At 47.1% G+C, this 13,472-nt stretch carries 12 protein-coding genes; 3 read left to right on the top strand and 9 right to left on the bottom strand.

Going from position 1 to position 13,472, the window contains the following annotated elements; all coding sequences use genetic code 11:
- Window positions 1-4: 4 nt before the first annotated feature.
- Both pdeM and HGH91_RS16780 read right to left on the bottom strand, forming a co-directional pair.
- Window positions 5-661 (bottom strand): ligase-associated DNA damage response endonuclease PdeM, encoded by a 657-nt coding sequence (pdeM, locus tag HGH91_RS16785; RefSeq protein WP_168739948.1) that lies wholly within the window; start codon window positions 659-661, stop codon window positions 5-7.
- A gap of 28 nt (window positions 662-689) precedes the next feature.
- The gene (locus HGH91_RS16780; protein WP_168739947.1) at window positions 690-3,143 is read right to left on the bottom strand and encodes a ligase-associated DNA damage response DEXH box helicase; all 2,454 of its coding nucleotides are present in this window, start codon (window positions 3,141-3,143) and stop codon (window positions 690-692) included.
- A 51-nt stretch (window positions 3,144-3,194) separates the two neighbouring features.
- On the opposite strand from HGH91_RS16780, the gene HGH91_RS16775 reads away from it, so the two are divergent.
- Window positions 3,195-4,520 (top strand): NCS2 family permease, encoded by a 1,326-nt coding sequence (locus HGH91_RS16775; protein ID WP_168739946.1) that lies wholly within the window; start codon window positions 3,195-3,197, stop codon window positions 4,518-4,520.
- On the opposite strand, the gene HGH91_RS16770 is transcribed toward HGH91_RS16775, so the two are convergent.
- From HGH91_RS16770 to HGH91_RS16755, 4 genes are all read right to left on the bottom strand, one after another.
- Window positions 4,521-5,552 (bottom strand): LD-carboxypeptidase, encoded by a 1,032-nt coding sequence (locus tag HGH91_RS16770; RefSeq protein ID WP_168739945.1) that lies wholly within the window; start codon window positions 5,550-5,552, stop codon window positions 4,521-4,523.
- Window positions 5,553-5,583: 31 nt separating this feature from the next.
- Complete coding sequence (locus HGH91_RS16765) at window positions 5,584-5,979, bottom strand: ester cyclase (RefSeq protein ID WP_168739944.1); 396 nt, start codon at window positions 5,977-5,979, stop codon at window positions 5,584-5,586.
- A gap of 61 nt (window positions 5,980-6,040) precedes the next feature.
- On the bottom strand, window positions 6,041-6,898 hold the full coding sequence (locus HGH91_RS16760) for a helix-turn-helix transcriptional regulator (RefSeq protein WP_168739943.1): 858 nt from the start codon (window positions 6,896-6,898) through the stop codon (window positions 6,041-6,043).
- A gap of 100 nt (window positions 6,899-6,998) precedes the next feature.
- Window positions 6,999-7,574 carry a porin family protein gene (locus HGH91_RS16755; protein WP_168739942.1) on the bottom strand — a complete coding sequence of 192 codons (576 nt, stop codon included), beginning with the start codon at window positions 7,572-7,574 and terminating at the stop codon, window positions 6,999-7,001.
- Between the two features lie 190 nt (window positions 7,575-7,764).
- On the opposite strand from HGH91_RS16755, the gene HGH91_RS16750 reads away from it, so the two are divergent.
- Window positions 7,765-8,349 carry a hypothetical protein gene (locus tag HGH91_RS16750; protein ID WP_168739941.1) on the top strand — a complete coding sequence of 195 codons (585 nt, stop codon included), beginning with the start codon at window positions 7,765-7,767 and terminating at the stop codon, window positions 8,347-8,349.
- A gap of 36 nt (window positions 8,350-8,385) precedes the next feature.
- Here the strand turns inward: HGH91_RS16750 and HGH91_RS16745 are convergent, their stop codons facing one another.
- The gene (locus HGH91_RS16745; RefSeq protein WP_145664911.1) at window positions 8,386-8,880 is read right to left on the bottom strand and encodes an Lrp/AsnC family transcriptional regulator; all 495 of its coding nucleotides are present in this window, start codon (window positions 8,878-8,880) and stop codon (window positions 8,386-8,388) included.
- Window positions 8,881-9,023: 143 nt separating this feature from the next.
- On the opposite strand from HGH91_RS16745, the gene HGH91_RS16740 reads away from it, so the two are divergent.
- Window positions 9,024-10,346, top strand: a complete 1,323-nt coding sequence (locus HGH91_RS16740; RefSeq protein ID WP_211092329.1) for an MFS transporter — start codon at window positions 9,024-9,026, stop codon at window positions 10,344-10,346.
- A 71-nt stretch (window positions 10,347-10,417) separates the two neighbouring features.
- On the opposite strand, the gene HGH91_RS16735 is transcribed toward HGH91_RS16740, so the two are convergent.
- Window positions 10,418-11,731, bottom strand: coding sequence for an ABC transporter substrate-binding protein (locus tag HGH91_RS16735; protein ID WP_168739939.1), 1,314 nt, complete (start codon window positions 11,729-11,731; stop codon window positions 10,418-10,420).
- A gap of 178 nt (window positions 11,732-11,909) precedes the next feature.
- Complete coding sequence (gene guaA, locus HGH91_RS16730) at window positions 11,910-13,448, bottom strand: glutamine-hydrolyzing GMP synthase (RefSeq protein WP_168739938.1); 1,539 nt, start codon at window positions 13,446-13,448, stop codon at window positions 11,910-11,912.
- Window positions 13,449-13,472 lie beyond the last annotated feature (24 nt).

The following is a 13,472-nucleotide window of genomic DNA, read 5'->3' as shown; positions in this document are numbered from 1 at the left end:
TGGTTCATTGTGCCCGGATAATCGATTTTCCGGCGATTACAAACACGGGATCATGGGCGGCAGGGTCAAGTGTTGCAGAGCCGGTAAAGTGTCCAAAAGCCGGTAAAATGCCGCAATGCGGGCCAAAATAGAAGCAGGGTAAACGCAGGCGTTGTTTGCCGGCGCCCTGCATCACAAAAGCGGGATGGAAATGCCCGGAAAAAGTATATTGAAAACCGTTGTGATCGTCACAAGGCTCATGAATAAAATGAATACCTGAAATGGTCAGCGTCGTATTTACCTGGATTTGCAGCTGTTCATAAACAGCATCCGGCATAATATCATGATTTCCTTTTACCAGGTTAATAGAGATGTTGGCAAATTGCTGCCGCCATACGCGGAAATATTGTACGTCGTTGTTTTCGGTACTATGAAACATATCTCCCACGATGATGATGCGTTGCGGCAGATAACGGGTAATCAGCTGTTGCAGGCGGAAAAGATCTTCCTGTTCTATCCCCGCAGGTACAGCAATACCGGCCTTCCGGAAATGCGTTGCCTTGCCCAGATGCATATCTGACACAATCAGCGTTTTCTCTTCCTCCCAAAAAATAGCCCGTTGGGGCAGTAAATGCCAATGCTGTTGTTGAAAATGAAAAATTTCCCCGACCACTGAATCCATTTTTTATGAGCTGCAAATTATAGATTTCTTAATCGTTTGTGGTGATCAATTTTTTGATACGGTCTTCCAGCTTTTCGCTGGTCATCGTATCCCGCAGGCTGTCTACCTTAATAGGAAAGCAGAAAGGCGTGAGTCGCTGTGGGGTGGTGATCACAATTTTACTCACCGCAATGCGCTCCAGCGTTTCCCGCAGGCGGGCTTCTTCCATCTGGTAAAAAAAGGCCTCATTGAAGGCCTGCTTCAGCAGCAGGTTTTGCGGATCGTAATCTTTAAACACATTGAACAGCAAAGAGGCCGATGACTGCAGGTGCCGGTTGGCCTTATGTTTCCCGGGATATCCCTGGAAGATAAGCCCGGCTATCACGGCGATATCCCTGAACTTGCGCCGTGCCATTTCTGTAGCATTAACACTGGTTTGCAGTTCTATCAACAGGTTGTCGGTGGAAAATAATTGTTTGGCATTTTCCAGGGTAAGTGGAATCGGTTGATCTGACAACAATTCAAACCCATAGTCATTCATGGCAATGGAAAAGGTAATAGGTTGAATGAGACTGAGGCGATAAGCCAGCAATGCCGCCATTACTTCATGTACCAGCCGGCCCTCGAAAGGATATACGAAGAGATGGTAACCATCTTTGGTGTTTATTTTTTCGATCAGCAGCTCATTATCTTTCGGAATATGTGATAATGTTTCCTGCAACTGGAACAAGGGCTGCAGCGCTATCAGTTCCGGATCGCGGGATTTCCCCGACAGGGCTTCGTTGAATTTCTGCCGGAGCATGCGTCCCAGGTTGGACGACAGCGGAATACGTCCGCCCTGGTAGCTGGGTACGATAGATCTTTTGGAATTTGATTTACGTACCAGTACGGTCATATCTTTGATGAGCGTGAATTCCAGGTTGCGACCGGCCAGGGTAAATGAGTCGCCGGGTTGCAGGCGGGAAATGAAGCTTTCTTCAATGACGCCGATATAACCGCCCGTCATAAACTTTACTTTAAGCATGGCATCGCTGACAATTGTTCCGATATGTAAACGATGGCGCATGGCCATCATGCGGCTGCGGCAGATAAAGAAGTCGCCCTCACGCTCCACTTTGCGGAACTCATCATAACTACCCAGGGCATCGCCGCCGGTGGTGAGGAAGGAGAGTAGCCACAGCCATTCATCTTCTGTAATATGCTGATAACAGAAGGTTCGACTTATTTCCTCCCATATTTCCGCCGCATGAAAGCCGTCGGAAACAGCCAGTGTCATCAGGTATTGCAACAATACATCGTAGGCGAGGAGCACCGGCATGCGACTTTCTATCAACTCTTCTTCCATGGCTGCTTTCAGCGCTGCGGCCTCCACCAGCTCCAGGGCATGGGTGGGCAGGAAGAAAATCTTACTCACAGCGCCCGGCTGATGTCCGCTACGCCCGGCCCTTTGGAGGAAGCGGGCTACCCCCTTTGGACTGCCCACCTGGATAACACTGTCAACCGGGCGGAAGTCCACGCCCAGGTCCAGGCTGGCGGTGCATACCACCGCTTTGAGGATACCATTGTGCAATGCCTCTTCCACCCAGATACGCAGCTCCATGTCGATAGAACCATGATGCAATGCCAGGGCGCCTGCCAGCATGGGATCTTCCTTTAGCAGCGCCTGGTACCAGATTTCCGACTGGGAGCGGGTATTGGTAAATATGAGGGTAGTTTGACTGTCATGAATCACCGGCAGCGCTTGTGGCAGCATCTTAATGCCCAGGTGCCCGGCCCAGGGATAGTTTTCGATTTCTTGGGGGATCACGCTTTTCAGCGCAATATTTTTTTTCAGTTTGGCGCGGATAATCAATCCATCGTTGTGATATGGCCCCAGCAATACTTCCAGCGCTTCATCGAGGTTGCCGATGGTGGCCGATATGCCCCATACCTTCAGCTGCTCCTTACGCAAACCTTTCAGTCGGCTGAGTCCCAGCTCCACCATCACGCCGCGTTTGCTGCCAATGAGTTCGTGCCATTCGTCTACCACCACCGTATGCAGGTGTTTAAACAAGTTGGGATATTCCTTTTGAGCGAGCAGCAGGTGGAGGCTTTCCGGGGTGATGAGGAGTATTTCCGGCATTTGCTTTTTCTGTGCGGCGCGGGTGGCCAGGGAGGTATCTCCACTGCGTATGCCCACTTGCCAGGGAATGTTCAGTTCCTGGAGCACGGCTTCCATGGCCCGGGCTATATCTTTGGCCAGTGCCCGCAGCGGGGTTATCCACAGCAACTGTAAGCCATTTTTGGTTTTGTGGGTATAATCTTTTGGATGGGCATCTATCCAGGCAATCAGTACACCGAGGAACAGGGAAAAGGTTTTGCCAAAACCGGTGGGTGCGTTTACGATACCCGACTTACCCTGCAGGTAAGCCTTCCAGGCATCTTCCTGGAATTTAAAGGGTTTAAATTCATTTCCCTCCAGCCATTGATGGATCACTTTCCAGCCTCCCGAACGTTGTTGCATGACAATGAAATTAGGATAAAATGCTAAATGGCGAAACGCTATTTTTGCAGCATGCTCGCAAAATTTTTCCGGCTTTCCGAAAATAATACAACCGTTAAGAAAGAAGTACTGGCAGGGTTAACCACCTTTTCCACGATGGCGTATATACTGGCGGTAAACCCCAGTATCCTTTCTCAGACAGGGATGGACTTCCAGGCACTGATCACGGCTACCGCCCTGGCGGCTGCCATTGGTACCCTCGTGATGGCCTTGTATGCCAGGCTGCCCATTGGCGTGGCGCCCGGCATGGGCCTCAATGCTTTCTTTGCCTATACGATTGTATCGGCGATGGGCTATAGCTGGCAGTTTGCGCTAACAGCTGTTTTCCTGGAAGGACTTATTTTTATTGTACTATCTATGTTCCGGATACGGGAGGCTATTATCAACAGTATCCCGGGCAACCTGAAACATGCTATATCAGTGGGTATCGGGTTATTGATTGCGCTGATAGGCATGGCCAATGCGGGTATTATTGAAACGGGCATGCATCATGTGGGAGATGGTAAGCTGGGCGGCGTGATCCTGAAAATGGGAAATATCACCAGCGTAGGGCCGCTCATTGCGTTGATAGGACTGATCATCAGCGCGGTGCTGATGTACAAGGGGGTGAATGCTGCCTTGTTGATAGGCATCCTGGCGGCGACCATAATTGGTATACCCCTGGGTATTACCCATCTCCCCGAAAACGGACACCTGGTAAGCTTACCGCCATCCCTGGCGCCTATAGCTTTTAAGCTGCAATTTGATAAAATATTTTCGCTGGACATGGTGATGATCCTGTTTACCCTGTTGATGGTAAATTTGTTTGACACCGTAGGTACCCTGATAGGACTTTGCAATAAGGCGGGTTTGCTGGATGAACAGGGACGTTTGCCCCGTGCCAAGCAGGCGCTGATGGCCGATGCCATCGGCACCACCGCCGCCGGGTTGCTGGGTACCAGTGTGGTAACGGCTTACGTAGAAAGTGCCAGCGGTATTGCTGCTGGTGGCAAAACGGGATTAACCTCGTTTACCGTAGCCATCATGTTTTTGTTATCCCTGTTTTTTGCGCCGGTGTTTGCCATGATCCCACAAGCCGCTACAGCGCCGGCTTTGATCATAGTAGGTATGCTGATGATGGGCGCTGTCACCAAAATAGACTTTAACGATGTAACGGAAGCTATTCCTGCTTTCCTCGCCATTGTAATGATGCCTTACAGCTATAGTATTGCAGAAGGGATTGTATTTGGTATGTTGTCTTATGTACTACTGAAGGTATTAACCGGGCAGTATAAAAGTATCAGCCCGGTGATGTATGTACTGGCCGTACTGTTTATCATTACTTTTCTCGTAAAATAATTATTCCGCCAATGTAGTTCCGTTGTCGGTAACGTTGAGCGTATGCATCATACCACACTTGAGTGCATAGTTATTCTTCTGATGTCCTACAGGAAAATTGAAGCAAACCGGGTAGTTGGTATTTTTTACTTTTTCGAAAACCATATCATAAATGGTTCTTCCGAATTCTTCGCCGGGATCGTCTGGTTTGATCCGGTTAAATCCGCCAATGACAAGGCCTGCGAGGTTGTCCAGTTTATGTGACCGTTGCAGGGTGCCCAGCATACGATCCAGGCTATACAGGTATTCTCCTACTTCTTCGAGAAACAATATTTTACCGTTGGTATCTATTTCAGAATCGGTGCCACACATACTCTGGATGATAGACAGGTTGCCGCCAATAATTACGCCCCTGGATTTCCCTTTCCTGTTTTGGGTATCTGGAGGGGCGTTGTATTGCATTTTTTTACCGGTTAATGCCTGGTAGATAGACATGATGGTATCCTGCACAATAGGCTCCGCTTTACTGAATTCATCAGGGAAACTGTTGCACATTTTGGAATGCAGGGAAGCAATTCCGAAGTGCCGGTTAATGTGACAATGTAATACGGTGGCGTCGCTGAAACCAATCAACCATTTAGGTTTGCGTTGATACCGGGAAAAGTCGAGCTGGTCGATAATACGCGCGGTACCGTATCCGCCACGCCCGCACATAATAGCTTTGATGTTATCATCATTCAGCATGGCTTGCAGGTCGGCCAGTCGCTCCGTGTCGGTGCCGCCAAAGCTGAAGTCGCGTGTTCCTACGGTTTTGCCTATACGAATATTAAATCCCCAGCTTTCCATAATACGGATGGCGGGTTGTATCTCTTCTCTTTTGATATATCCTGCGGGGCAGGTAATACCGATAATGTCGCCGGGTTTCAGGTAAGGAGGAACAAGTGGTTCCTTTTTATCTGAAACTGCGGGTAAGCTCATGCCGGCCAATGTTTGCAGCGACGAAAGCGCCACGCCGGAGGTAACAAGAGAGGATAAAAAATGCTTGCGGTTCATACGCTTAAAGTAAGCATAATTTGGCAAACAATCAGGTGGTGATCAATTCACGTATCGACCAATGGGCAATATATTGTTCGTCTTTCAATTGGATAATATCAATGATACGCAGGGTAGTCTTACGGCCAGTAGGTGCTTGTCCCATGAACACTGCCTGCAGGGTGCCTGTAAAAGCTTTGTGGGTAACTACTTTATCATCTTCCGCGATCATATCAAAAATCTCCAGCTGGATATCGGGGAGCGCAGGGTGCAGGAGTTGGGTGATAAAATTGCGGGTACCTATGCGATCGTTGTAGCCGGGTACGCCGGTGTGGTTAATGAATCCGGGTGCCACTATCTCTTCGAAGGCATCGAGGTTACCTCTAATAATAAATTCTTCATTGAAGCGTCTTACTACGGCTTTGTTTTTTTCCTGTGTCGTTTGCATGTTATCATTTTATAACAGCAAAGCTACTGTGGAAGTCATACCCGTGGGTAACGCAAAAAGCTCAGATCATTGCTTTTTTGGCTCTGGTATGATTAGGTGTAATACCGTAGGTTTGTTTGAAGATCCGGATAAAGTGTGAGGTGCTTTCGAATCCGCATGACAAGGCTATTTCCGCCACCTGCAATGGAGTGGTTTGCAACAACGTGTAGGCGTAGGAAAGCCGTTGTTCATTAATCCATTTGCGGGGAGAAGTATGAAACTGTTGCTGAAAATCCCGTTTAAAAGAAGCGAGGCTGCGACCGGAAAGCCTGGCCATTTCTTCCAGTGTCAGGGGTTGAAATAAATGTTGCCGTACCATAAAGGCCAGGTCCTGGGGCTGGGCATGGACGATTTGTTGCAGGAAAGCAAGTATGGTAGCGTGTTGCGGAGTAGCTAACAACAGCAGGAACAGCTCATATAATTTTACCGGTAAAAGCGCCGGTAAGGTAGCTGGTTCCTGGTGGAAATAGTGGATGTATTGTTCCCGGAATGCTTCCATCAACGGATTAATCGGTATAACTAAATGATCTGTTGCCGCAGCTTTCTGAGGAGTGATATAGTTGAATTTATGAAGGAACCGGCGTAGCAGTTCGTCAGAAAAGTAAAGCAACAGGCTTTTGAATTGCAACCCTTCTTCCACGAAGTCAGACATCACGTAAAAGCCACGTTTCATCAACAACAGGGAGCCGGCTTCTACTTTTACGGTTTGCTGGTCAAAATGTAGCAGTTTATACCCGGAGAGTACAAAAATGATCACATTTTCTTTCAGGAAGATGGTACGTTTATTGGCCATGCTGCGTTGTTTCAGCATGGCAAAATGGGTATTGCCTGCTTTGAGTATTTGCTGTCCGTCCTGATCTTTCGGGAATTTGAGTAACATGTTTCAAATGTAAGTATTCCCTGGATTCTATAAGCGGTGGTATAACCAAAAATGGCTATACCACCGGGTGACAGTAACAGGTTAAATGGATGCGGCCGGCTTATTTTTTTCCGAAGGTATAGTCGATACCAACTCTTAGATTTGAGTTGTATTCGGCGCCGATTGATTTCGTAATGCCATACATATACCTGGCGGAAACACCAAGCCCGAAGGGTAGTTTATAACCAACGCCGGCAGATCCAGCCAGGGAAAACCGGTGATAATAGCTGGTATAGTGCTGCCAGTTGCCTGCGGAGCCCTGTTTGGCATCCAACAACATGCTTACTTCCGGACCGGCCTCCACGTATAGCTTTGACGTGATATGATATTGTACCATTAGGGGTACGCTGAGATATTTTTCTCTGGTTTTGAATGTCACGGTGTGAAGTGGTTCTCCCGGATCAAGTATCGTAAATTTTTGGTTTTGACCATTATAGGAATATAGTACTTCGGGTTGCAGGGACCAATGGTCATTCAATTTGAAGTTGGCAAAGCCACCTCCGTAAAAAGATGGAAATACCTTGGAGGTTTTAGACGAAAGTCCAAGTCCCCCTTTAACGCCATAGTGAATGGTTTGGGCACGGGTAATCAGCGCTGCTGCTACGAACGGAAGCAGGAGCAATAGAATTTTCTTCATGTCTGTAAGTTCTCAGGTGATAGTTGAGTGGTTTAATTAAAAGTTGCTACAGTAAGGCCTTACAGGGATAAAATTAGAGTTGTAAATGTTAAGAAAATCCTTACTTTCTTTTTTTTGCATCACTTTAACTACCAAAATTTTCATGTAAGGATGGCAGTGTTTTTGTCTTACTTTATTAAATACTCTTGTTATGCGATATCTTACCTTATTCTTATCTACTCTGTTGTTTACACTGGAAAGCAGTGCACAGCAAAGCGCCTGGACGATTGTTCCCGGACAGCGTATCGGGCAAATAAAGCTGGAAGCGCCGGCACAGAGCCTGGCAGTATTAGGTAAGCCGGATGGAGGAGATGCCGCTATGATGAAAGCCTGGCGTATCTGGTATAGCCGGAAGAAAGATAACAGCATTGATTCAACGCATATGCTGGCGGTATTCACTGCCATGCGTACACAGGATACGCAGTATGTAAAGCAGATCCGGGTTAATTCACCCAAATTCAAAACGGCAAAAGGAGTAGGGGCCGGCAGTACTTTGTCGACCATCAAAAAAGCTTATCCGGGTATTAAACTGGTACGGCTATACGAAACAGCCAATAAGGCAAGGCGTATTGCAGTATATGAAGATACCCAGCAGGGTATTGCTTTTGAAACGGCTAATTCCCGTAGCAGGAAGCCAGTTTGCTCTATGGTAGTAGTATTTGATCCGGGAGAATCGGCCGCGGGCTACCTCGATTTTCACGTTGGCTTCGACCTGATGAACCCGGTGGAACCTTAGTTTGAACATCGGTATCTGGAAGTGTAGCACATGCGGCTAAAAAACTACCTGGTGGGTAGCTTTGATCACTGAAATCACAAATATACTTTGCGTATGACTCAGGTTGTCTAGCTCTCCCAATTTATTTACATAAAATTCACGGTATTCATCCATATCCTTTACCTGTACTTTTATCATGAAGTCAAATTCACCGGAGATATTCAGACACTCCGTTACTTCTGTGAAATTCAGGATTTCCTGGATAAACTTCTTACCACATTTTTTATTATGCTCCTTGAGTGTAATATAACATAACACGGTCAGGCTTTTATTTATTTTCCGGGGATCTACAATAGCAGCGTATTGCTTAATGACCCCAGCCTGCTCCATTTTGCGGATGCGTTCATACACTGGTGTGGTGCTCAGGTTGAGCTGCGCTGCAATATCGCGGATGGTCATCTTGGCATCTTTCTGCAACAGCTTCAGGATGCCCATGTCTTTTTCGTCGAGGGAAAGTGGGGCGTCGGTAGTATTTTCTTTTTTGTTGACCATCTTATTTTCTATTTAAGACAAAATTCTATTTTTTATGCTAATAATAGGTGTTTGTTCTAAATTTTTTGCAAAAAAATTACATGTGATATGATTTACTAGGTTTGCACCTGATGAAACAACGTATTATTTTAACGGTGGCCTGTATGGCTATTTTTTTCGAAGCATTAGACGTATCTGTATTAAACATGGCTATTCCCCAGATGGAAGCGTTCTTTCATTTTGGGCCGGATGCTATCCAGTGGGTGCAAACAGTATATGTATTGTTCTATGCGGGGTTGGTGTTGCTGGGCGGGCGCCTGGCTGATACCCGTGGCAGGAAGCGCATTTTTATTATTGGTGCATTCGTTTTTGTGCTGGCATCGCTGGCGGCGGGATTTTCTCCAGGTTTTGCCTGGCTGCTGGTATGCCGGGGCTTGCAGGGGGCCGGTGTGGCATTGGCCATTCCAGCAGCCATGGCGATTATTACCAACACTTTTACCGAGGCCACTGCCAGGAACCGGGCACTGGGAATTTTTGGTGCGATGGCGGGAATTGGATTTGCTACCGGCCTGGCTATAGGAGGACTCATCAGCAATTACCTGGGATGGCAATGGGTATTTTTCATCAATGTACCGGTGATTGGTGTGGTCATTCTCCTGGCGGTAATATATATCCCTGCCGATGAAACGCCGGTGGTAAAAATGCCGAACAACGCTGTCAGTGCCTTGCTGATTACTATGCTGATGATGCTGGCAGCCTGGTTGATCCACGACCTGGTAAACATTGGCCAGCACTATACGAAATATGGCGCGTGGCTGTTGTTGTTTATTGGCGGCGCTATTTTTTTTGTACGCCGGGAACTTGCTCATGTATCTCCGTTGGTCGATTTCCGTTTATTCAGGCTGCGGGGAGTCATTACCGGTAATGCTGGCGCCGCGCTGTTGGGCAGTATGTTCCTGAGCTATATATTTATGCTGACGCTATACCTGCAGCACGATCTTCACTTCAGCCCGTCGCAGGCAGGATTGCTGCTCTTTCCTTTCAGTATTTTATCCGGTATCATTTCAAAATTTGTATTACCGCGATTGTTTACCCGGCTGGGAGTGGCGAAAACGGGCATTTTAGGCTATGCGTGTATGCTGGGAGGCATCTTGTTTTTTGTTGCCAGTTATTTCACTGCCTATCCTTTATTACTCATCTTAGGAGCAGTAGCTTGTATCAATTCATTCGGAATGGCTATCACTTTCCCTTGTGTAACTATCCTGGCAGTGCAAAGTGTACCCGAGCGGCAGCAGGGACTGGCATCAGGCATTAATGGTACGGCCAATGCGCTGGGTGGTGGTTTGGGTTTATCGTTGGTAGGATTGGCCATGGAAATGGCTACGTTGAAAGGATGGAGCGCTTATGGTGCTGGTTTGAGTATCCTGGTGGCAATTGGTTTATTGGCCATCGGGCAGCTATTATGGTTTTACCGGAGAATAGGTTAACATAAATGAAAGCGCCTCCCACGCTATAGCATGGGAGGCGCTTTCATTTATAAAGTACGCAGGTATTGCGCCTACTGTTTATTCATTTTAATATCCGAGCTATCTCCTTTCTGGATGATAAAGATATTTTTGTTTTCAAAGTAGGAGGGCATTTGCTCACCTTCTTTCAGGTAAACCGGCTGGAAATTATAGCTGGTAATTACTTTAGGCGCCGTTTCTACCATACCATTAAAATAAACGCCGTTATTGTGCAGCAGCCTTACAAAGTAATAGGTCAGGTCAAATCCCTTATAGGCCATGTCTGACGGACGGGCTTTGTAGGTTCTGCGGAAATAGTCGTTTATATATTTGCTGTAAGCATCTGTTTTATCGTTGAAATACGGCGAAGAGTAATAGATCTGCAGCCCTTTGAATTCCGGCTCTTTTAGTTTAAATACATCCCAGGTGGGCATACCAAATATCTGCAGGGGATAGGTAGCCGCAGAAACGCTTAGCTTACGCAGCAGGCTTTTGGCGCCGGCTTCATCGAGCGCTGTTACCAATATTACGTTGGTACGGTCGGTGAGCAGGTACTTGGAAATTTCATCCGTAGTCGTAGCGTCGCTCCATATTACTTCTTTGATCCTTACTTTTTTAGCGCTCTGCATTTTTTCGTAGGATGCTTTGAAATCGGCGGCGAGGCGGGCTTCGAAAGCGGTGTTCCTGCGAAGCAGCACAATGTTTTTATTGGCAAAAGCATCCTGTACATAGTTCTGGAGGGCGTCACAGTGTGTTTTGAGTGTGCTGTTGGAGATATATAAAAATGGGTTATCAGTGATACCTGCATCATTCGGGAAGGTACCCGACACGAAATTGATTTCTTTTTCTTTGGCAAAATCGGCCAGCTCCTTCAGTTCGGGGTTATTGACCGCACCTATGATGAGGTCTGTTGCATCCAGTGCTTTACTCCGGATGAGGGAGGATACACTTTGCCTGGCTTTGCTGTCGTATACGTTTACTTTCAGGTTATATCCCTGCTGTTGCAATGAATCCAGTGCCAGTTGGGCGCCTTCGTAAAACTCGAGTCCGGGTAATACATATCTTGGAATAGTGCGGCCGGGAATATCAGTGGAGTTGGCGAAAGCAGAATCCAGGTAGAGCGGTGCAAAGAAGGCAATGTTGTAAGTACCTTTTTTTACTTCCTTCGCAAACGCTGGCACGTTGAAGGGAGCTGCTTTGGCGGTTTCTTTTTTCTCTTCCGGCTTTTTGGCCGGGGTAGGTTTACTCAATGATGGCGGTGGCCCGTCTACCCGGGAAGTGCTTTTCCTGGAAGAAGAACAGGAGCTGATCAATGCCAGGAGTACGAAGCCGGATAACAGGTTCTTTATGGAAACTAAATGGTTCATAATGGCCGCTAATTTACAAAAATCATTCCTAGTAGCTGAAAGCTACCGGTAAAATGCAGAAAGCTTAACGTAAAAAAGCAAAAAGCCATTGAAGCGAACAACCAGCGCAATACCTTAACAATACCCGCATCTATCTCCGCTTCAATAGCTTTTTGCTTTAAGCTATATCAAAAATAAATTATTCCCACTCTATGGTGGCCGGTGGTTTGGAGCTGATGTCGTATACCACGCGGTTAATGCCTTTTACCTTGTTAATGATGTCGTTAGACATTTTAGCGAGGAATTCGTAAGGCAGATGCGCCCAATCGGCGGTCATGCCGTCTACCGAGGTTACTGCACGTAACGCTACCGTAAATTCGTAGGTGCGTTCATCTCCCATTACGCCTACGCTTTGCACTGGCAACAGGATGGTGCCTGCCTGCCATACTTTGTCGTACAGGCCGGCTTCTCTCAGGCCTTCAATATATACAGCATCTGCTTCCTGCAGCATATGTACCTTTTCTGGAGTGATAGCGCCCAGGATACGGATGGCAAGACCTGGACCCGGGAAAGGATGACGGCCCAGGAATATTTCGCTGATACCGATTTCACGGCCTACGCGGCGTACTTCATCTTTGAAGAGGAAGCGCAGGGGCTCTACCAGTTGCATGTTCATCTTTTCCGGTAATCCACCTACGTTGTGGTGCGATTTGATCGTTACTGAAGGACCATTCACGGAAACGGATTCAATCACGTCAGGATAGATAGTACCCTGGCCCAGGAAGGAAATGTCTGTTAGCTGGGTAGCCTCCTGCTGGAAGACTTCTATGAAGAGGCGACCAATGATCTTGCGTTTTTGCTCAGGGTCGGAAACGCCGTTGAGCTGACCATAAAACAGTGCTTTCGCATCTACTCCCTTTACATTCAATCCCATATGTTTATAGGATTCAAGTACGGTTTCAAACTCATCTTTTCTCAGGAGACCGTTGTCTACAAAGATGCAGAAGAGGTTTTTGCCAATGGCTTTGTGGATCAGTTCTGCCGCTACAGTAGAATCTACGCCACCGCTGAGGGCCATTACCACTCTCTTTTCGCCTACCTGTGCTTTGATCTTTTCTACTGTTTCGTGTACAAAAGCAGCTGGTGTCCAGTCCTGTTGACAGTTACAGATATGTACCAGGAAGTTGCGTAAAATTTGTTTGCCTTCCAGGGAGTGGGTTACTTCCGGGTGGAATTGTAAACCGAATATAGGATTAGCCGCAGCAGTGGTGCTTTTGAAGGCAGCTACCGGGATATTTTCTGTAGTGGCGATGATATCGAAATTTTCCGGAATACGTTTGATGGTATCGGAGTGGCTCATCCATACCTGGCTTTTGGGGGAGATATCATATAATAATTTCTCTTCCCTGTCCTGGTGTTCCATAAAAGCGCGGCCATACTCGCGGATGTTGCTTTTAGCTACTTCTCCGCCGAAATTTTTGGCCATCATCTGGGCGCCGTAGCAGATGCCCAGTACAGGTACTTTTGCTGCAATGGCTGCAATGTCGATGTTGGGCGCTTTTTCATCATTTACGGAGAAAGGACTGCCTGATAATATAACACCTTTGATCGTTTCATCCCAGGCGATGGGCTGAAGGCAAGGCTTAATTTCGCAATAAACATTCAGTTCACGGATGCTGCGTGCAATCAGCTGTGTATACTGGGAACCGAAATCGAGGATAAGTATCTTTTCTGTCATGGTGGTGCAAAGATAAAGCCCTTC

Origin of the sequence: Chitinophaga eiseniae, assembly GCF_012641265.1 — a bacterium.
GTDB lineage: Bacteria > Bacteroidota > Bacteroidia > Chitinophagales > Chitinophagaceae > Chitinophaga > Chitinophaga eiseniae_A.
This window is presented reverse-complemented; position numbering and strand designations above follow the sequence as displayed.